Origin of the sequence: Bradyrhizobium sp. SZCCHNS30572 (genome assembly GCF_032484415.1) — a bacterium.
In the GTDB taxonomy this organism is placed as follows: Bacteria; Pseudomonadota; Alphaproteobacteria; order Rhizobiales; family Xanthobacteraceae; genus Bradyrhizobium.
This window is the reverse complement of record NZ_JAUESY010000007.1, coordinates 89210-108923: the sequence shown is the minus strand read 5'-3', so window position 1 is coordinate 108923 and position 19714 is coordinate 89210. Positions and strand designations below refer to the sequence as shown.

Sequence of the window (19714 nt, the reverse complement as noted above, 5' to 3'; positions counted from 1 at the left end):
CATACCAATGATGTTGATACTTGTCGGCGACCGAATCGATGGCTAATGACGGAAAAGGTTAGGCATGCGCTGAGACGGGTCGTTCAATTGAGAATCGTCCCAGCGCTTGAGCAGCGAGGATTCCGGACGATCCCGCTTACGGGCAGTGATGCGCGGAGCCGGGAGATTCGTTCCGCATTCCCATTTGGGAGACTGCGGCGCGAAGGCATTCAAGGATTTCAGATCGTCGAAATCCAGCTCGACAAGTGCGGCCGCCCCGCGTTTCGCCTCAACCTTGGCATCGTCCCTCGAGAGGGGATTGTCCATGCGTCAGGGCGCATTCCTGCAGAGGACGTATGGGTCCAGTATCTCGAACAATACTTCCAGGTGTATCGTCGCCCATTCTTCAGGCGCTGGTTCGATGCGCGGGGGTGGCTGGGTTCGGCGCCAACAGAGGCGGATATCGAAGCGACCGTCGATGAGGCCGTTACCTTGATGCCCGAAATCGAGGAGGTGTTCGTCAGTGGAACTTGTGGTCCGCACGTAAGATGCGTGGGAGGCTAGCCGCGACCATGGTCCAATGCCTGCATCAACGCGCCGTCCAGCGAGCCGAGCAGCTTTAGCAATGCCGCAGGATCTAATCAGGGCGGATCATTGTGAGATCGCCTAGAGATCTACACAAAGCACGCGGCAGAGCGAACGCCGTCAAAGCATCGGGCGGCAAGGTTGTGCAATCCGAGACGATGGCTGGCGAACCAACAGTGGGTTACCCGATACCGGCAAAGTTGAACTAGACGCACGCGTAAAGGTCGAGATGGCCGTCGGCAACACGACGAGACTCGTCGCCAGCTCCCCCTTTGCGTCTTTGGTCTTGAGCATCGCAGCGAAAAGGCCGAGCAAATCCGTAGAGCGTCAAGGATGGTCGGTGTTGAGCGACGTCCGATGGCGCTGCGCCTCGTACGTGTCGAGCAGCGCCATCGATCTAATGTCCCTGACAACGCCCGGGAGCTTCCAGCCGAGATTTTCGGCGATCGCAGATCATGGGATTTAGCCGACCCCATCCATCGGCGCAAACGCGGCGCTGATCCGCCGCTTCCATGAGGCCAAGCTCGCGGATGCGCCGGAGGTCGTGGTCTGGGGCACCGGCACGCCGCGGCGCGAGTTCCTCTATGCCGACGACATGGCGGATGCCTGCGTGCACCTAATGAAGACCTATTCGGACACCGCGCTGGTCAACATCGGCACTGGCGAGGATATCACCATTGCCGACTTCGCCCGCGTGGTTGCCACCGTAGTAGGCTTCAAGGGCAGCATCAGCTTTGACCGGTCACGGCCGGATGGCACACCACGCAAGCTTCTCGAAGCTTGGCTGGCGCGCGACGACTTCCCTGGAAGTGGGAGTCGGGCTCGCCTATCGGGCATTCTGCGCGAAGCGACGACGCAGTCGTTAGTCATCATTGGCAAGGGCGAGACCACCAAAGGCCATTCGGCGCTGGATCTCGTTGAAGCTGCCGTAAGCCTCGATCTCAGCAACGATGTCAAGACCCCGATAGTGCCGCGAATAATCCGGATTCTCGGCCCTGATGAAGTGCTCGGCTGCCATGAGAGCCTCACACTCCTCCGTCCGACAGCTGTTGTTGATAGCGGCGAGCCCCCCGTTCGGCGACAAGACGCGGCGCACTTCACGAGAAAGCGTGGCCTATCAGTGAAGTGCCTGCGCCACCGCGGCTAGCTAGCCTCCCGGTTGCCAGCCGCATCTCTCGATTGCCGGTGCGGATCAAACATTTGCTGCGGCAGCAATACGTAGCACCTTGCCACCGCGCGGACTGAGCCGTCCCATGTTTCCGTGACATTGCGGCCTCGTCTTCGTCGCTCCAACGTAAGCGTAGCTCTGCGGCCCTACTGACTGGCGCTTGACGCCTATTTGGTCCGCGGGGTACGGCGCCGCGGCGTCCCGCTTTCGCACAAGCCATTGACAGCTGCGTCGAGCGTCTTCCGGTCGATAGTCGACGTCCTCGCCAAGCTCGCGGCCAGGAAGGTGTTCCACAGACACTACGTCTCTGACAGAGCACTGGTCGCGAGCCTACGTCATCTTCCAGCTGAGAAGGAAATAGGGATGTACCGGATTGTCCGTCATTCGAATAACAGCTCGATATCGAGAAACCTGGCCTGACTTTACGACTTCGATACAGATCGTGAAGGCGCGACCGCGCAAGGATGACGTTGGCTCTTCGTTTGCGCCGATCGGAAATGGAGGCGGGCGATCGGAGGCTGTCCCTTGCGTACTGATCATCTCGGGCATCGCCGCCAGAGCTTCAGGTGTGGCACGTCGTGGGTCAACGAACTGGCTTCCGGAATACACGGTCACGGCTGGTTCGATCCGCTGGAAGAGAGCAGGCGTCATGTCCATTACGAGAAGAAGCTCGTCGACGCTCTGAAACGGACCGTTGCGCGGCCGGTGGGGACTATTCGCCGCGCGATAGTCGAACTCCTTGGCGCCATTAAGATGCTTCAATTCGCTCGCGGTTCGCCAGTCCACGATCTTGTCTGCAAGCCCACTTGCCGCATCGGCGTTTAGCCCCGCCGACCGCAGCAAACTGGCAAGCAAGGCGGGGTCGGCCTGGTTGATGTCGATCTTGCCGAGCTCGTCCTGGATCACGATCCGGATCTCGGCTTCGCCAAAGTGGAGCAGGTGAACCTCGCCTACACCTGGACGCAAGAGGCGATCAGATTTTTGATCAAACAATCCCGACACGGCGTAGTCCAGCGCCCCGTCTGCAGTCGCACTCAGAATCGCAAGTTCACAATCGTTGCGGGCGAGGCGGTACGACACCTCGCTGCCCCAGAGCAGCGACAGTGACAACGTTGTCAATAATCCTAGGATCCACAGGACCGCTATGACTGGCATTTCTGATCTCTGGGACTGCCATGGTCCGAAGATCGCTTGGCGGACGACGGTTTCGAGAAGACATGTAAGAGACCTAGCTCATTTGAGAGCACCGAGAAGCCGAGCCAAGCAGGAACGAACAATTCGCGCTCCTCCTCTACGAGCGGCTGTCTGCGGATTGGCCCTTGATCTTTCGTCTGTGCGAACAAGGCTATTCTACTCCGGCTCGAGGGGCCGCAGCGCGGCCTGTATTCTTCAATTCTTGGGGTAGAGCTGCAAGTCGATCGCGCGCCCCGCCTGCTCGATCCGAACACCTGACGCGTCGATCGACGTCACCCGCCAGCCCTGAAACGTCTCGTTCTCGTTGACCCAGGAGCCTGCGCCACCTCCCACCTTGCTGAGCAGATAGGCCTTGCTCGTGCCGCCGTTGATCATGACGCCGCCGACCAGGAGCCCCGGGTCAATGGCCACCGGGGGAGGAGCGGCCACCGGCATCGGCGGTGGCGGCGCGGGTGGGGGCGGAACGAACGGCTCGCGCGACTTCTGGAACACCGGATGGGCCAGGATCTCGGCATATGTCTGCAGCGGCTGCCGTCCAGCCACGCCCGCCATGGTCCGGGGCACCGGCGCTTGCCAAGCCGCGCGGCGGGCACCGGGCGCTTCTCCGCCTCCGACCGACGTCGCGAGCCAGGCGCCGAGCACTAGATCAAGACCCGCCAGGAGCGCCAGAACGGCGGCATGCGGCCTCACCCGCCATCGCACAAAGCTCCTCATTGCACGGCACCGTAGATATCGAGCTGCGCCTGAAGCACCGGCTCCTCGGCCGTTCCCGGGCGCATCGCAGGCGCGCTCTTCAGCACCGCATTGGCAATGAACAAATATGGCCTTGCGCTCTCGACCGCGTGGACCGCGCGCATGACGGCGGGCAACGGCCCAGACAGGTCGATGCGCGCGCCGCTGTACTTGATCTGATCGACGGTCCGGCCCGGCAGCGATTGAATCGCGCGGGACTGGGCGCCGGCATTGCCCATGATCGTCTTCAGCTTCGTCTGCAGGTCGGCGGCGATCACGTTCTCATTCGCACCCGTCAGGAACTCCCCGTTCTGGAGCTGCGCCTCGGTTTCGGAGGCAAGGCCCTCGATGGCCGATGCCTGGGCTGCGATCGCGCTCAACCGTGCCAGCAGCGCCTGCTGTTGCTGGATCCGCGCCTCCCGCTCGGCGAACATCGCCGCGATCGGCGCCACGAAGCGCCAGAACAACAGCGCAAGAAGCGCGAGGTTGACGACGATGAACAGGCTGCGGCGTCCGAGCGCGCCCCTGCGCTTCGTCCATTCGTTCATGGCGCCACCTCCTTGATGGCATCGGGCACACGAATCCTGGCCTGCAATGAAAAGCGTTCCCGGTTCTCGATCGGATCCATCGCGACCGGCGACGTCAGGGCAGCGTCCACGAACAGTCTCGATCCACCGAGCGTGTTGATCAGGCTCGGCGCCGCGGCCGAGAATCCGGTCATCGTGACCGTTGCGCTCCGCGGGTTCGCTCCCTCCACGAGCCGCAATTCGGTCAGCCAGGAATGCTTCGGCAGAATGCGCGAGGCTTCATCCCAGACGTCGATCAATCCCGGCACTTCGCTGCGCTGCAGCCGAAGACGCGACAGCGCCGTCCGCCGCTCCCGCAATTGATCCACCAGGACGCGAACGCGCTCGGCGCCCTTGCGGGCCACAACGATCTCGGCTTCGAGCCGATCGAGCGTGGCCTGCTGCCGGGCAAAGGTCAGGACCGCGATGCCGGACCCTAGAAGCACGGCGAGCGCGCCGAGCACAGCGATCGCAACGGTGGAGGTCTTGCGGGCAGCCGCAGGACGCGCCAGTCGGATCGACGGCGAGGTTTGATCGTCGCCGAACACGACAAAGTCGATGTGCGCGACGGCAAGCCCGAGCTGATCTGCGGCCTGCTGCACGTGATGGCGCCGCGTCACCCATTGCCGAACCGCGATCCGACCGTCAGGCGATGTGGCGGTCAAGTGGTCGCAATAGATGTCCTCCGCCTTGAACGGCGTCCGGCGCAACAGGTCCTGCGGCACGATCGTATCGATCGCGCCCTTCGCCTCGGGTGGAAGCATGAGCTCGCGGCGGAAAACGCTCTCTTCCGGCAGACGCAAGCCCAGATCCACGTCGCGCCGATCCAGACCATGACGCTGCAGGATGGATGCGATCGCCGCCGTCACCTCACCTGCATGGGTCGTTTCACCAGCCTGCACTCCTGATCGGGGATCGTTCAACTGAAGCCGGATCCCCGTGTCGTCGCGATCGACCAGAAGTCTCGGCCGGCCGGCCGGCGCCAGCGCGGCCACGAACCGTTGCGGCAGCAGATCGACCGCTTCCCTGCACCACCAGGCGGCCGCCGATTGCGCCCAGTCGCGCGGACGCGCCGCACGAACCGTGGCCAGCAACGCGCCTCTATCCTTGCTCTCATGCATCGCCCGTCCCGCCGCCCTATCCCATGCGCGTCGCGCGCAGAACTTCGTCGATCGTGGTCTCGCCGCGCCAGACCTTCCGGACTCCGGTCTCGTACATGCTCTGCATGCCCTGCTCGCGGGCGGCGCGCTCGATCGCAGTGTCCGACGCCTTGGCCAGGATCAGACTCTGACATGCCTCGTCGATGACCAGCATCTCCGCGATGGTCGAACGACCGGAGAAGCCGGCATTGCCGCAATCGGAGCAGCCGAGAGGCTGGCGAATGTCGGGCCGCCCATGCGCACGGAGCCCGGTCACGGAGCGCTCGAAGCTCTCCGCCCAATAGGCCGCCTGCGGATGTCCATGGGAACAACGAGGGCAGAGCCTGCGCACTAGGCGCTGCGCAATCACGCCCTTCAGCGTCGAGGCCAGCAGATAGTTCTCGACGCCGATGTCGATCAGCCGCGTGATCGCAGACGCCGCATCGTTGGTGTGCAGCGTCGAGAGCACGAGGTGACCGGTCAGCGAGGCCTGAATGGCGATGCGCGCCGTCTCGAGATCGCGGATTTCACCGATCATGATGATATCCGGATCCTGCCGGAGCATCGAGCGCAGCGCGTGAGGAAACGTCAGCCCGATCTCCGACTGGACCTGCACCTGATTGATCCCCGGCATCTGATATTCGATCGGGTCCTCCACCGAGAAGATCTTGCGCTCGGTGCTGTTGAGCGTCTTCAGCGCCGTATACAGCGTCGTGGTCTTGCCGCTGCCGGTCGGTCCGGTGACCAGGATGATGCCATTGGGCTGCTGCAGCAGCGCCTGGAGCGTCGCGATATGCTCCGCGGAGAAGCCAAGCTCGACAAAATCGAGGCTGATGCGATTGCGGTCGAGCACGCGCAGCACGACGCTTTCGCCGAAGGCCGTGGGGATCGTGGAGACGCGGAAGTCGATGTCGATGCCACGGACCGCGATCTTGATGCGCCCGTCCTGCGGCAGGCGCCGCTCCGCAATGTCGAGCTTCGACATGATCTTCACGCGGGACGTGATCGCGGCACGCAGGTCCGCCGCGAGCACCTGGACCGAGCGCAAGGCGCCGTCGATGCGATAGCGGACGAGCACCTGGTCCACATTGGGCTCGATATGGATGTCCGACGCCCTCGCCTCGACGGCACTGGTGATGATCTGGTTGACGAGGCGGATGATCGGCGCCTCGCTCGCAAGATCGCGCAGCCGCTGCACGTCGGCTTCGTTGGCCTCGGCGCCGCCGGTGGCGCGGGTCTCGTCGCTACGCGACATGGCGGGATAGAGCCCCGCGCAGGCCTTGTCGAAATCCGCCGCCGTGAACAGCCGCATGTCGACCGAAAGGCCCGTGAGGAATGCAAGGGCCCGGATCGGATCGTGGTTGAACGGATCGGTCACGCCGACGGCAAGCCGGCCATCGCTGCAGCCGAGCGGCAGCACATGATTGTGACGCACGAACTCCGCTTCGACCAGTTCGGGCAACACAGGGTCGATCGGAATCTGATCCGGACGCACCAGATCGAGTGCCAGGAATTTCGCCAACGCCGCGACCAGACCGGCCTCCGACACCAGACCGAGCTTGGTCAGCACGGTGTCGAGCCTGTCTCCGGTGGTTTGCGCCGCGCGTCCGGCACGGTCGAGGCTCATACGATCGACGATGCCTTCGGCCCGCAGGAAGTCGCCAAAACTCTGCAACAGCGCGGTCCGGCCCATGTCGGGCATGGACCGGTGCAGCTGCGCTCGCGGCTCCTCAATGTCTGCGGCGAAGGCGGCGTCCTGCTGCATCGCTGGCCCTGCGCGTCCGGTCATCGCGTCCCCCAGCTCAGCACCCAATAGGGCTGCTGCGGATTCTCCGTCAGGCGCACCGCGACCTCGCCTGCGACCACGCGTGACGCGTAGGAAAACTCGGTCCGAATCGTGAAGGCGCGGCCACGCAGCACCGTCATGGGGTTGCCTTCGGCGAGGCCAGATCTGGCACCGTCACGCGCGGCCAGCGTCGCTTCGGCGCTCTGCACGGTCATGCCAGGCAGCGCGCGCAGCACCTCGCGCGGCGCCAATTGCGGATCGACGAACTGCCGTCCCGAATGGACCGTGAGCGCCGGCGCGATCCGGGCGAAGATCGAAGGTGTCATGTCCATGACCAGGAGCAGCTCATCGACGCTCTGGAACGGACCGTTGCGCGGATGATAGGCGGCGTTGCGCGACGCGTAGTCCCGGTCCTTGGCGCCGTTCAGATGCTTCAGAGACGTTGCAGTTCGCCAGTCCACGATCTTGTCGGCCAGGCCGGCGGCGGCCCGCGCATCCAGCCCTGCTGATAGCAGCAGGCTGTTCAGCATGGCCTCATCGGTCTGGTTGAGGTCGACCCGTCCGAGCTCGTCCTGAATCCTGATGCCGATCCGCGTGCCGTTGAAATCGAGCGTGTAGAGACGGCCGTCGGCGCGCCAGCGGTGGTCCGCCCGGGCATCGAGCAGACCGTCGATGGCGGCGTTCACGCCGGCCTCGACGAGCGCACCGAGAGAGGCCTGATCGACCCCGTTACGGGCAAGGCCATAGGACACGCTGCTCGACCATGACAGCGACAGCGCAATCGCCGTCAGTAGCGCGAGCCCCCAGAGAACCGACAGCACCGGCATGTCGCCCCCTATCGCCCGCGACAGCGCATCGTGAGCGCGTCGTAGACGCAGGCCACATCGGCCTGCACCCGCGGCGCGATCACGAGCTCCGGCCAGTGACGGGCATCGCCGGGACGCATCAGGACCCGCAGCCGGATCAGGCCGGGAGCCTCGCTCTGATCCTTCCAGCTTGTGCTCCAGGCCGCATTGGCGTCTCCCGTTGCTCTTGCCGCATAACTGAGCTCGATCCGATCGATGTCGGACACCAGCAGCGTCCGCTCGGTGTCCTGCTTCACCGCCAGTTCGGGTCGGGACTGCAGAACGAGATCGACCCCATCACGCCTGCGGTCGGCGAGCAGCTTGAAGCGGAAGCGGCCGGCCCCACCGGACACGGCCGGCGCGTCGCTGAGGAACTCGAGGCTCTCGGCCTGGCCGTCGATATCGATGCGCCGCTGCGCCGCGCCTTCGCCCAGCATCATCGGATAGAGATTGCCGATCAGCCGCCGCAGCACGTCCTGCGCTGCGAGCTCGCGCTGGAACGACTCCGCGCGGGCGCTGCCGCTGCGCCAGGCCTGCACGCCGAATTTGAGATTGTCGAACAGCAGGACGGCGAGCAGGCTGAACAGCGCCAGCGCAACGAGAACCTCGACCAGGGTGAAGCCGGCGTCGCGATCATCCATCCCGCTTGCTTTCGGCGACGTCATCGGTCTGGCTCACTGCGACTTGGAGACACTGGGCCCGAGGCGAAGCGTCGAGAGCGCATAGGAGCGCGGGTCCTGCCCTTCCTGCCAGCCGATCTCGACCGAGACCTGATACAGCTCGACCGGGCGTGCAACGCCGCCTGGCGCCGGCCGATAGGGCTGCATCGCAAGGCGCCACCGATAGCCGTTCGCCTCGGCGCCATCGCGCGTCTCGGTGCGCAGCGGAATCGAATTGCCGACTTGGGCCATGAGCGACTGCGCCAGCGCAACTGCACCAGCCACGCGTTCGGCCATGCCCGTTCGCGACAGTCCGGTCGAGAACAGGCTCATCACCAAAGTGAGGCCGACCGACAGCATGGCCAGTGCGACGAGGACCTCCACCAGCGTGAAGCCGGCGTCGCCGCCGTCCGCGTGCTTCATCTCTGCCGTGGCGGGAGTCACGGCTGCCAGCTCGTCACATTGGCCGCGGCCGAGGTTTCGTCCTCACGTCCCTCGGGCCCGAGCGAGACGATGTCGTAGGTGCCGTGCTGTCCCGGGAATTTGTAGACATAGGGCCGTCCCCACGGATCGTTCGGGACCAGAGTGCCGCTGAGATAGGGCCCGTTCCAGGTGGCAGCGGTGGCCGGCTTCTGCACCAGCGCACCGAGCCCTTCGGCTGCGGTCGGGTAGCGGCCGTTGTCAAGGTGATAGAGGTCGAGCGCCGAGGACAGGCTGCGGATCTGGATCCGCGCCGTCTTGAGCTTGGAGTCGGAGAGATAGCTCAGCACGCGCGGGCCGACGAGACCCATGATCAGGCCGATGATGGTGATGACGACAAGCATCTCGACCAAGGTGAAGCCGGCCTCGCCATCGCGGCCTCTGCGCAGACGAAGCCGGATTTGCCCGCGCCACGCGGCCACGCGCAGCTTCACGACATCACGACATTCCATCCATCCCAGCATGATCGTCCCCTCCCCTCAACACGTCGCGGCGGTCCGCACCGTCCCTGTCAGCCATTCGACACAGAGCCTGATATGATGCCCGTTCAACTCCAGGCTCAGATCGCCGCCGGTCGACGAGCCGTCCGGAAAGAACCGGAAGCCGCCCACGGCGGCGCCCACGCGCGTCGCGGCGGCATAGGTCAGCTTCGCCTGGATGTCCGGCGCGAAGGTGCGCGGCCGGACGACATCCGAGCTGAAGGCCCGGCGGTCGACGTCGATGCTCAGGGTCATCACGCGGTTCTGCACGATCGCAGCGGAGCGCGTGGCGCGCAGCGCCGACGCAATCTCGCCTGTCGCCGCATCGAGGCTCACGGTGCCGGCGCCGCGTGATAGCAAAGGGACGGCGGCGGATACCGTCAGCGCCAGGATGACGAGCACGGCAAGCATCTCGACCAGCGTGAAGCCGGCGCTCGCCTCGTCCCGTCCCACTGCCGCCCGCGCGCTCATCGCCCCGCCAGATCATTGATGCTGAGGACGGCGTTCATCACCGGCATGATCAGCGCGCCGATGATCAATGCGATGCCGACCGTCATCGCCGGCGTCAACGCCGCCATGAAGCGATCGACGCTGGTCTGCAGCTGCTTCTCCAGCATCTGCGCCACGCGCAACAGCATGCGGTCGAGCTTGCCCGCCTCCTCGCCGACCGCGATCATCTGCAGCGCCACGGCCGGCAAGGCGACCTCGTTGCGCAGCGCGCGGTGCAGCGCTGTGCCCTGCTGGACCTTCTCGATCGCCTGTTCCATGCCGGCGCGGAGATGACGGTTGTCGACGACGTCGCTCGCCGATTTCGTAGCCGCGATCAGCGGCACGCCGGCCATCATCATCGTGCCGAGGGTGCGCGCAAAGCGTGCCGTGTCCTGCTGCAGCAGGAAGCCGCCGAACAGCGGCAGCCGCAGCGCGAGCCGGTCGAGACGCCGGCGGCGGCCGGGATCGGCCAGCACGAATGCGACGACCGCCCCCCCAGCCACGATGGCGGCAACGCCGCCGACCACGATCTCGAGCCAATGCGCCTTCAAGGCCAGCATCAGCTGGATGGTCAATGGCAGCGGCTTGCCGCTCTGGGTGAAGATCGGGGCCATCGACGGGATCACGCCGCCAACGATGATCGCGAGCGTTGCGAGGCTCAGCACGATCAGCATCGCGGGATAGATCAGCGCCGACTGGATGCGCGCACGGATCTCCGCCCGCCGCTCCAGGAGCTCGGCGAGCTCGGTCAGCACCTGTGCCAGCCGCCCGCCGCTCTCGCCGGCGCGCACGACAGCGACATAGTCGGCCGGGAAGATGCGCGGCTGGCCCTGCATCGCCTCCGACAACGGGCGGCCATTGAGGACATCGGCGAGCAGTGCCTCGACCAGGGTGCGCAGCCGCGCTGCCGAGGCCTGCGTCTGCACGATGCGCAAGGCGTCGTCCATTGGAATGTCGGCCGCGCAGAGCGTGGCGAACTCGCGCGTGAAGGCCAAGAGGTCCGCGCGCGCCGCGCCGTTGCCGAGCGTGATCTCGCGGTTCCACCATGCCGTGCCGGCGCTATCGGCGGCCTGCATCTGGAACGGCGACAACCCCTGCGCCCACAGCGTCGCGCTCGCCGCATCCGCGGACGCGGCCTCGATCGTCCCCTCCGCGAAGGAGCCGTCGGTGCCGTAGGCGCGATAGCGGAAGCGCGGCATCAGTCGAGAATCCTGCGTCCGGTGTCCTCGACACGCCGCCGCACCGGCGGACGGCGATGCGGGCCCTCGATCGCCATGAAGTGGCGGTACTCCTCGGTCACGCTGCGCGCCTCGTCGAGGCTGCGCATCACGTGCGGCCGGATCAGGATGATCAGCTCGGTCTTGCCGATGACGTTGTCGCGGCTGCCGGCGAAATTGCCGATGAACGGGATGTCGCCAATGATCGGCAGCTGGCTCCGGCCGGTGGTGCGGCCCTCCTGGATCAGCCCGCCCAGCACCAGCGCGTCATTGTCGTTCACGACCACCGATGTCCTGATCTTGCGCTGCCTGATGGTCGGCGAATCGATGTTCGACGACGTGGTCGGCGCCACGCTCGACACCTCCTGCTCGATGTCGAGCAGCACCCGCCCGCTCTCATTTATGCGCGGGATGATCGACAGGATCACGCCCGTATCCTTGTAGCTCACGGAATTGACGATCGGCGCGCCGGGCGTCAGGGTGCCGGTCGCCGACTGCGTCGTGATCGGCACCTGATCGCCGATCTGCAGCACCGCCGGCTTGTTGTCCATGACCGCCAGCGACGGCGAGGACACGATGTTGACGTTGGTGATCTGGTTCAGTGTGTCGATCGTGGCGGCGATGTTGGCCGCTGTCAGCGCGTAGGAAAAGCCGGGAAACACCGAGCTGACGGCGCCGGAGGCCGCCTCCGTCAGGGTGAATTTCGAGCTGTGCTTCTGCATGTACCATTGCACGCCGAAGCGCAGCTCGTCGTTGAGCGTCACCTCGGCGATGGTGGCTTCGATCAGTACCTGGTTCGGCATCTGATCCAGCCGCTCGATCACCTGCAGCACGCGCTTGTAATCGGCATTCGCCGCCTCAATCAGGATCGCGTTCTTGGCCTCGTCGGCCACGATCCGCAGCCGCGGCCCATCCGCATCGCCGTCGCGGCCGGAGGGCGCGGGCGCCGCCGCCGTGACGCTGGGCGTGGACGTGGTCGGCGCCGGGGTCCGCAGTCCCCCCATCCCGCCGCTGGACGATCCGAGACCGCCGGTGAATCCCGATGACGATGCCCCGGAGAACCCACCGCCGGACGATGCAGGCTGCGACTGCACGCTCGCCTCCTGATAGTTCGGCGCCACCGTACGCCGCCCGGCCGTCGCGGTCTGGGTGTCCGTCGGGAACATCGACTGCAGCACGTCGACCAGCTCCTGCGCGCGCCGGTTCTGCACCGCATAAGTGAACAGCTGCTTCTCGGACCCTTGCGCCTGCGCGTCGAGCTTGCGGATCCAGGTCTCGGCGCGGCGCAGATACTGGACCTGCGGCGAGATCACCAGAATCGAGCGCAGCCGCTTGTTGGGCACGAACTGCACCATGCCGGCCATCGGCCCGTCGCGGTCTGAGGCAAACACGCTTTTCAGCTCGCTTGCGATCGCATCTGGCGCCGAGGTCTTGACTGGGATCAGCGCGAACGACATCCCCTTCATGGTGTCGACGTCGAACAGCGCGATCGCATCCATCATCGCCGCGATCTCCTGACGATTGCCCGAGAGCGTGATCAGATTGCGCGCATCATCGACCCGCACCACGCCGCCGCGCGGCGCGATCGGCTCGACCACGCGCCTGATCTCGGACGCCGAGACATATTTCAGCTGCACCACCTGCAGCCCGTTGCCGACCATCTCGCCGCCATCGGCCGGATCATCGGTGCGATACGCCGCCGACACCGCCGTCTGGTCCGCCGCCACGATGCGATAGATCCCGCGATTGTTGACCACCACCGCATTGTTGGCCCGCAGCGCCGCCTGGAACAGATCGATCACCGCCGCCCGCGCCACCGGCTTCGGCGTCTGGATCGTGATCCGCCCCTCGATCCCCGGATCGACCGTGTATTTCACCCCGAGAATATCCCCGAGCACCGTCTTCGCCGCCTGCGGCACCGGGACGCCAGCAAGATTGATAGTGACGCCGTCAGCAACATCCTCCGCGCCCCGCGACACCGCCCCCGTCGGCGACTCGCCGACGAAGCGCCCGGTGCCCTCGACCATCGTCGTGGGCCCGCCTCTGTTGTCGTCGAGCAGCGGCGAACCCGACACCTTGCCCGCACGCGCGCCTGCAGCCGGCGAGCGCATCGCCGCCCGCGCCTGCGCCGCCGCTCCGGCATCCGCACCACTCGTGCTCCAGGCGAACGACGACGCGCCCTCCTCCATCGTCTGGCACGCCGACAGCGCCAGCACGACGGGAAGCGCCATCAACCGAATTCTGCGACCCCCGCCGCGCAACACAACCACCCCGCCCCCACGCAGCCCGACTGCCGAACAACTAATAACCGCCGCAGTTTAAGCGGTTTTGATCGCGAGGGATATTGAATGCGCGACGTCCCGGCGAGTCATGCACACCCTTTCGCCGAACGCTCCAAAGAATTTGGCCCGACACAACCCATGATTGCAGCGATTCGAGCGCCCGCCTTCTTAGCTCCGCCTGTCCGAGGAGCCTGCGGGCCTTCCAAAACCCGGAGCCCAACTAATTAAGTGCAGCGTCACAGTAATTCATTTCATGGCAGCCCTGCTGTCCACCGACCTCTTGCCACGACATCACATAACATCTTGATCGTTAGCGGCTTCTTCCGCGCAGCTGATGAGAGCCCCCTCAAGAATCCTATCAGGCTGAAGCCTTCGCCGCCAAAGTACTGATCAAACCGGAATCCAGACATATCGACTCCGAACTCGGACTGGAACCGTTGAAGAAACTCAACAGCGTCATCCCCGTCTACACCAAGATCTCTTGCTATGTCTGTTTGCTCCGTTAGCGACCTTCGCGTATTCGTCTCTCGAACTACAAAGGATAAGATACGATTGTAAACATCACCCTCCGCCAGTTCCTGCGCCATAGTCACATCTCCCTGCTATCTGTCACTTCGACGCACACTGATATGTGCAGTATCCAATCCTTGCCGCATCGTAGCCCACGATACCCCAACCCACGAAAGGCACCCATCGTCCGGCTATCCGACCGACGACCATCGACCGAGCCCACGGATTTACGGTAGTCGGCGCCCAAACCCGGAACGGTAGCCGCTCTGGAAACCATTCGGAAAGATACTTTGACGCAATTGACGTACCCTCTGAGCTGCCGCCGAGGACCACGGGCTTAGAAAGGATAGGCTGGCCTGCCCCGACTAATGCTGTCCCGAATAGTGTATCCAACCCGAGCTGATCATAAGCACACGACTTAAGGCACTGCCAAGTGCTGCGATCGTTCTTATCAAACGCAAGTACCTCTGCGCCTGCCATAATCAACTGTCTCGGTTCCGGCTTGGATTGCTCTTCGAACTTCTCAAGACCTAGCGTTGCTAAGTACTGAAATGCTCCTGTCACAGCTCCATTGGCGAACTTATCGCCACCCGCGACCGCGGCGAGGCCGCCAACAGCCGCTTGCAGAATAGTGCCTCCTATACGCTCTCCCATATTCGTTCTCGCGTCAGGGAACAGCGTATTCGTCAGCGGATTGAACGCAGCACTCACCGCCGCAGCAGCGGCTCCCGCCCCGCATGATCCGCCGGATACGACAGCAGACGCGCAGCCGATAGCAGCACTGCCTGCGACATTCGCGAGATAGAGACCCGGATCGAACGCTTTGCTGGCGAACGGAAGCGTCCCAGCGAAGGTGGCGCCACCGAGTTGTTGGAACGCGAATGTCGACATCGCCGCGATTGCGCCGGCTTTGATGATATCGCCCAGATTGCCACCGGACAGGCCGGTCACGATCGCCGCCGCCAAACCAGCCGCGATCGGACTCCCTCCCATGCCGATCGTCAGCGCGATCTGCAGGATCGACCGAGCAATCGCGTTGGTCTGGAAGAAGTGGGTGACTGCACGCCAAGCGCTGCTGAACGCCTTGCCGATCGCATTCCAGAAGCAGCCGAGGATGCAGTGGCCGTTGGGATCGGTGAAGGTCAGGGGGTCGTTGCCGACATAGGAATAGCGGTTCCAGCCCTGTGTGCTGAACGGAAACTGAGTGACCGTGTCGGCGCTGGTGAAGCGTGCCAGCAGTGGATCGTAGACACGGCCGTTCATGTGAACGAGGCCAGCGACCGACAGCTGTTCGTGGTCGGTGAAGCCGCGCGTGGTCTGGCTGGTGATGCTGCCGGTGGTATCGTCAGAGCCGTCGACGTTGCGGCGCTTGCCCCAGGCGTCGTAGCTCAGGCGCTCGACCAGCAGGCCATTCTCGTCTGAGATCGCCGAGATCGAGCCAAGATGGTCGGTATGGAAGTAGCGCGTGGTGACCGTCGTGCCGCTGCCCGATGTCTGCGCCACGCGCATGCCGACCCTAGCGTTGCCGACCAGGAGATAGTCGGTCCATTTCTGTGTGATCGTACCGGGGTTCTGCACCTCGGCCGCGACGCCAAAGGCGGCAATGTAGAGCGTCGTGCCCTCCGGTGTCACCTGCTTGACGCGCTGGTGGTCGGTGTCGTCGACGAAGGAGATCGTCCGCGCCCCCTGCGTGATGCTCGCGGGCTTGTTGTAGGAAGTGTAGACGATACTGCGGCCGAGACCGGAGGTCTGGTTGCCGTTGGCATCATAGGTGAAGGTGGCGCTGATCGTGCCACCCGAGACGCTGGTGACCGCGTGGGGGCGCGGCTGCCCCGCCGCCGGATAGGTGTAGGTGCCGACATCCGACTTGGTCAGAATGTTGCCTATCGGGCTGTAGGCGAACGTCTTGACCAGCGGCGCCGTGTTGACGCTGGTGGTCGACGTCGTCAGCCGGCTTAGCGCGTCATAGACAAAGCTCTCGCTGACATTTGTATTGGCATCGCTCCGCGAGGTGAGATTGCCGAGCCGGTCGTAGCCGAAGCTCTGGTTCTGCACGGCGCCGTTGACGCCGGTGGCGATGCTGAGCAGCGATCCCGTCAGCGGATCGAAGCCACGGGTCGTGACCAGGCCATTACCTGCCGTCTGCTGGGTGAGGTGCCCCTCGGCATCCATCGCATAGGCCGTCCAGTAGGACTGGCCGCTGGCATCGTCCTGCAGCAGGTTGGAGAAGCCGAGGCTGTTGTAGCCATAGCGCGCGGTGAAGCCGGAGGGATAGCTGACCTTGGTCAGCCGGCTGTTGGCGTCGTAGGTCGCACCCATAGTGTAGGTCGCGCCATCGATGGTGGTCACGACCTGCAAGGGACGGCCGAGGCTGTCATAACTGACGCTGCGGGCAAAGCCGTTGCCGGAGCCTGAGGTGATGCCGGTCGAGGCCAGCTTGCCGATGCCATTGGCGGCGGTGTCGTAGGTCCAGACCGAGGTCATGTCCGGCTCGACCCGCTGCACCGTCCGCCCCAGCTTATCGTAGCTCATGCTGACGACCTGCCCCTTGGCGTCGGTTTGCGTGGTCAGCTGCCCCAGCGTATTGTAGGTGTAGCTCCAGACGCCGAGATCCGGATCGGAGCTCGATATCTTGCGCCCCCTGATGTCGTAGCTCGCAGTGACGACATTGCCGACCGGATCCGTGGTCTGCACCATGTTGCCGACCGCGTCATAGGCGGCGGTCAATGTCTGGCCGAGCGCATCGGTGACAGAGACCACCTGGCCCTGGCTGTTCTTGACCGTCGTGCGCGTCTGGTTGAGCGCGTTGGTCTCAGTGGTCGTGAGACCATGAAAGGCCGCCTGCGACACGCTGCCGTCTGGCTGCGTCGTCGTCACCACCCGGCCCAGCGTATCGTAGGTGAAGGTCGTATAGCGCGGCGTGCCGCCGTTCGCGAAATACGGCCGACTGGTCTGCGTCACCCGTCCGAGTGCATCATAGGCCTTGGTGGCCTGGACAATGCTGCCGTCGAAGCCCTGGGTCTGGCGACCGATCTCGCGCTCCAGTGCATCGAAGAACACGGTCGCCACCGGTGCGATCACGGTCGAGCCGTCGGCTGCGTAGGAGGTCTCCTGAATCAGATAGCTCGCGCCTGAAATACAGCTCGCGGTGCCGCCATTGACGCCGCTGCAGAACTGGTAGGACCAGCGGGTCTGGGTGCCGTCCGGCGACACGACCTGAGTCTTGCGGCCGAACTCGTCATAGCTGAAGGTCGTGGTCAGACCGTTCGGTCCGGTGTGGCTGGTCGGCTGGCCGAAACGCAGGTCATATTGGAAGCTCTCGCTCTGCCCGAGCGCGTTGGTGTTCGACGTGCCGAACTGCCCCCGCGCATCATAGGTGCTCGAGCTCGAACGACTGACGATATCGGCACCGCTGACGGTCACCGACTGCTTGTGGCCGAAAGCGTCGTAGACATAATCGGTCTGCAACCGCGCCGCCGGTGTATCTGGCTCGACGACTTCCTGCGTCAGCAATCCCGAGGCAGCGTCGTAGGAGAACGACGATGTCCGGGTGATGGTGTAGATGTCGGCGACCGGCGTCGATCCTGACCCTGAGCCGGTCGACGGCATGTAGGTGATGACGATGATGCCCTGCGCGCCGGCCGTTCCCGCCGTGTTGACGCCGGAGCCGCCCGGACCACCGGCGCCGTAGAGACCCGCAGACCCGTTCGCTGCGCCTGGTCCGCCACCGCCGCCGCCACCACTGCCACCGCCGCCGCCCGAGCCATGTGTCGCATCCCACTCGGACCCGGTGCTGCCGCTGCCACCAGCGTTATTGATCCAGGCGCTGCCGTCCCAATAGCCCGCACCACCGCCGCCGCCGTTGCTGCCGACACCGCCGGGAACGCGGATCGTGCCTGCGCTACCGCCTCCCGTTCCCACGTAGTTGTTGCCGCCCGTGCCCGCGCCGGCGCCGTTCGTGCCGCCGCCATTGCCGCCGCCGCCGGCGCCCGAGCCGTTCTGTCCGCTGGAGCCGCCATTGCCGCCATTGCCGTTCGGTCCCGCAGCGCCGCCGCCGCCACCGCCACCATTACTGCTCGCACCGGAGTTGCCGCCAGCGCCGCCCGAGTATTTGACCGTGCCGACGCCGCTGCCTGCGGTGCCGCCAGCACCGCCACCGGCCGCGTTGAGGCCGCTGCTGGCCTGCCCAGGGTTCCCGCCCTTGGCGCAGACCGACTGCCACAGACATGTGGTGCCGGTGCCATTGAAATACGTGTCACCACCGCCCGCGCCTGCATTGGCGGCGCCGCCGCCAGCGCCGCCAAGACCGATCCGATAGCTGACGCTCGCGCCAGGTTGCAGCGACAGGTTGACGGCCTTCGAATAGGCGCCGCCGCCACCGCCGCCTGCTCCCTCGGAAGAGGCATTGGATCCGGCGCCGCCACCACCGCCGGCGATCACCTCGACGGTATTGTTCGCGCTGTTCCAATCGCTCGGGACCGTCCAGCTCGAGCCGCTCGTCAGATAAATCCGCGTTGCCGATGAGGGCGGCGGCGGAGCGGGCGTGTAGTTTATGACGATGATGCCGGACGCACCGGGCATGCCGGCGGTGTTGTTGCCGGAGCCGCCGGGGCCGCCCGCGCCATAAAGCGCGGCTGCGCCGTTCGCGGCACCGGCGCCACCGCCGCCGCCTGCCCCACTGCCACCACCGCCTCCAGAACCATGGGAGGCGTCCCACTCCGTTCCGGTGCTGCCGCTGCCGCCGGCATTATTCACCCAGGCGCTGGCATTCCAGTAGCCCGCCCCGCCGCCACCGCCACCACTGCCATTGCCGCCCGGAGCTCCGGCGGAGCCTGCAGTTCCTCCACCGACGCCGGAGTTGTTGTTGCCGCCGGCGCCGGCGCCGACACCGCTCGCGCCGCCGCCGTTGCCGCCGCCGCCGGCGCCCGAGCCGTTCTGGCCGGAGGCGCCGCCATTGCCGCCATGCCCCAACGGGCCCGCGGCTCCGCCGCCGCCGCCGCCGCCGTTGCTGCTGGTCCCCGAATTGCCACCGGCGCCGCCTGAATATCTTACGGTCCCGATGCCGTTGGCCAACGCGCCGCCCTGCCCGCCAGCCGCCGCATTCAACCCGCTGCTGTTCAGCCCCGCGCCGCCGCCTTTGGCACAGACCGACTGCGCCTGACAGATCGTTCCGGACCCGTTGAAGTAGGTGTCACCTCCACCGGCACCGGCATTCGCGGCGCTGCCGCCCGCGCCGCCGGCACCCACCCGGTAGGTGATCGAGGCGCCCGGCTGCAACGGGAGATTCGATATCTTCGAATAGCCACCGCCGCCGCCGCCACCGGCGCCTTCCGTCGACGCGTTCGACCCCGCGCCGCCGCCGCCGCCGCCGATGACCTCGATGGTGTTGTTCGCGCTGTTCCAATCACTCGGGACCGTCCAGGTCGAGCCGCTGGTGAGGAATATCTGCGCAGCGCCGGCGCCTGACGGGACGGCGGAGCTCATCAACAGAGCGAGCGCCAGCCTCTTCAAACCAGCGAAACGACTTGAACGCGACACACGAAATGACACGGCCTTGAACATGGTCAATTCCTCGGCCTGCAACGGCCAGCGTGAGCTCGATTT

16 protein-coding genes and 1 pseudogene are annotated in these 19714 nt (G+C 65.2%); 1 reads left to right on the top strand and 16 read right to left on the bottom strand.

The genetic code is table 11. The features are described from left to right. Positions 1-42: 42 nt before the first annotated feature. Positions 43-306, bottom strand: a complete 264-nt coding sequence (locus QX048_RS20275; protein ID WP_315716354.1) for a hypothetical protein — start codon at positions 304-306, stop codon at positions 43-45. A gap of 748 nt (positions 307-1054) precedes the next feature. Between QX048_RS20275 and QX048_RS20270 the strand changes: the two are divergent. Then, a pseudogene (locus tag QX048_RS20270) lies at positions 1055-1430 on the top strand (NAD-dependent epimerase/dehydratase family protein); the annotation flags it as partial. Here QX048_RS20270 and QX048_RS20265 read toward each other — a convergent pair. The 15 genes from QX048_RS20265 to QX048_RS20200 form a co-directional block, all read right to left on the bottom strand. Then, positions 1427-1582 (bottom strand): hypothetical protein, encoded by a 156-nt coding sequence (locus QX048_RS20265; protein WP_315716355.1) that lies wholly within the window; start codon positions 1580-1582, stop codon positions 1427-1429. The pseudogene QX048_RS20270 and the gene QX048_RS20265 overlap by 4 nt on opposite strands. 480 nt (positions 1583-2062) lie before the next feature. Further along, entirely contained in the window at positions 2063-2842 is a 780-nt protein-coding gene (locus tag QX048_RS20260) for a type II secretion system protein GspK (protein WP_315716356.1), read from the bottom strand. Positions 2843-3121: 279 nt separating this feature from the next. Beyond that, entirely contained in the window at positions 3122-3478 is a 357-nt protein-coding gene (locus QX048_RS20255) for a hypothetical protein (RefSeq protein WP_316200643.1), read from the bottom strand. A 158-nt stretch (positions 3479-3636) separates the two neighbouring features. Beyond that, positions 3637-4206 (bottom strand): type II secretion system protein GspM, encoded by a 570-nt coding sequence (gene gspM / locus QX048_RS20250; RefSeq protein WP_316200642.1) that lies wholly within the window; start codon positions 4204-4206, stop codon positions 3637-3639. Beyond that, positions 4203-5318 carry a PilN domain-containing protein gene (locus tag QX048_RS20245; protein ID WP_316200641.1) on the bottom strand — a complete coding sequence of 372 codons (1116 nt, stop codon included), beginning with the start codon at positions 5316-5318 and terminating at the stop codon, positions 4203-4205. The genes gspM and QX048_RS20245 overlap by 4 nt, the downstream gene beginning before the upstream one ends. Positions 5319-5361: 43 nt before the next feature. Next, positions 5362-7152 carry a GspE/PulE family protein gene (locus QX048_RS20240; protein WP_410052174.1) on the bottom strand — a complete coding sequence of 597 codons (1791 nt, stop codon included), beginning with the start codon at positions 7150-7152 and terminating at the stop codon, positions 5362-5364. Then, positions 7149-7976, bottom strand: a complete 828-nt coding sequence (locus QX048_RS20235) for a type II secretion system protein GspK (protein WP_316200640.1) — start codon at positions 7974-7976, stop codon at positions 7149-7151. The genes QX048_RS20240 and QX048_RS20235 overlap by 4 nt, the downstream gene beginning before the upstream one ends. An 8-nt stretch (positions 7977-7984) precedes the next feature. Continuing rightward, positions 7985-8659 (bottom strand): prepilin-type N-terminal cleavage/methylation domain-containing protein, encoded by a 675-nt coding sequence (locus QX048_RS20230; RefSeq protein ID WP_315786137.1) that lies wholly within the window; start codon positions 8657-8659, stop codon positions 7985-7987. 9 nt (positions 8660-8668) lie between these two features. Next, the gene (locus tag QX048_RS20225; RefSeq protein WP_316200639.1) at positions 8669-9097 is read right to left on the bottom strand and encodes a type II secretion system protein; all 429 of its coding nucleotides are present in this window, start codon (positions 9095-9097) and stop codon (positions 8669-8671) included. After that, positions 9094-9597 (bottom strand): type II secretion system major pseudopilin GspG, encoded by a 504-nt coding sequence (gspG, locus tag QX048_RS20220; RefSeq protein ID WP_316200638.1) that lies wholly within the window; start codon positions 9595-9597, stop codon positions 9094-9096. Before gspG ends, QX048_RS20225 begins: the two co-directional genes overlap by 4 nt. A 15-nt stretch (positions 9598-9612) precedes the next feature. Beyond that, on the bottom strand, positions 9613-10083 hold the full coding sequence (locus QX048_RS20215) for a GspH/FimT family pseudopilin (protein WP_315716364.1): 471 nt from the start codon (positions 10081-10083) through the stop codon (positions 9613-9615). After that, the gene (locus tag QX048_RS20210) at positions 10080-11300 is read right to left on the bottom strand and encodes a type II secretion system F family protein (protein WP_316200637.1); all 1221 of its coding nucleotides are present in this window, start codon (positions 11298-11300) and stop codon (positions 10080-10082) included. The genes QX048_RS20215 and QX048_RS20210 overlap by 4 nt, the downstream gene beginning before the upstream one ends. Then, a complete protein-coding gene (gspD, locus tag QX048_RS20205) occupies positions 11300-13549 on the bottom strand; it encodes a type II secretion system secretin GspD (RefSeq protein ID WP_316200636.1) in 2250 nt (749 codons plus the stop codon). Before gspD ends, QX048_RS20210 begins: the two co-directional genes overlap by 1 nt. A gap of 302 nt (positions 13550-13851) precedes the next feature. Next, positions 13852-14187 (bottom strand): DUF1493 family protein, encoded by a 336-nt coding sequence (locus tag QX048_RS35280; RefSeq protein WP_409998028.1) that lies wholly within the window; start codon positions 14185-14187, stop codon positions 13852-13854. Between the two features lie 22 nt (positions 14188-14209). Then, a complete protein-coding gene (locus tag QX048_RS20200) occupies positions 14210-19672 on the bottom strand; it encodes an RHS repeat-associated core domain-containing protein (protein WP_409999237.1) in 5463 nt (1820 codons plus the stop codon). Positions 19673-19714: the final 42 nt, after the last annotated feature.

Coding starts and splice junctions, on each gene's coding strand:
- QX048_RS20240 (WP_410052174.1), bottom strand. CDS start 7,152: ATGACCGGACGCGCAGGGCCAGCGATGCAGCAGGACGCCGCCTTCGCC.
- QX048_RS20215 (WP_315716364.1), bottom strand. CDS start 10,083: ATGAGCGCGCGGGCGGCAGTGGGACGGGACGAGGCGAGCGCCGGCTTC.
- QX048_RS20230 (WP_315786137.1), bottom strand. CDS start 8,659: ATGACGTCGCCGAAAGCAAGCGGGATGGATGATCGCGACGCCGGCTTC.
- QX048_RS20210 (WP_316200637.1), bottom strand. CDS start 11,300: ATGCCGCGCTTCCGCTATCGCGCCTACGGCACCGACGGCTCCTTCGCG.
- gspM (WP_316200642.1), bottom strand. CDS start 4,206: ATGAACGAATGGACGAAGCGCAGGGGCGCGCTCGGACGCCGCAGCCTG.
- QX048_RS35280 (WP_409998028.1), bottom strand. CDS start 14,187: ATGGCGCAGGAACTGGCGGAGGGTGATGTTTACAATCGTATCTTATCC.
- QX048_RS20275 (WP_315716354.1), bottom strand. CDS start 306: ATGGACAATCCCCTCTCGAGGGACGATGCCAAGGTTGAGGCGAAACGC.
- gspG (WP_316200638.1), bottom strand. CDS start 9,597: ATGCTGGGATGGATGGAATGTCGTGATGTCGTGAAGCTGCGCGTGGCC.
- QX048_RS20200 (WP_409999237.1), bottom strand. CDS start 19,672: ATGTTCAAGGCCGTGTCATTTCGTGTGTCGCGTTCAAGTCGTTTCGCT.
- QX048_RS20265 (WP_315716355.1), bottom strand. CDS start 1,582: ATGGCAGCCGAGCACTTCATCAGGGCCGAGAATCCGGATTATTCGCGG.
- gspD (WP_316200636.1), bottom strand. CDS start 13,549: ATGGCGCTTCCCGTCGTGCTGGCGCTGTCGGCGTGCCAGACGATGGAG.
- QX048_RS20255 (WP_316200643.1), bottom strand. CDS start 3,478: ATGGCGGGCGTGGCTGGACGGCAGCCGCTGCAGACATATGCCGAGATC.
- QX048_RS20235 (WP_316200640.1), bottom strand. CDS start 7,976: ATGCCGGTGCTGTCGGTTCTCTGGGGGCTCGCGCTACTGACGGCGATT.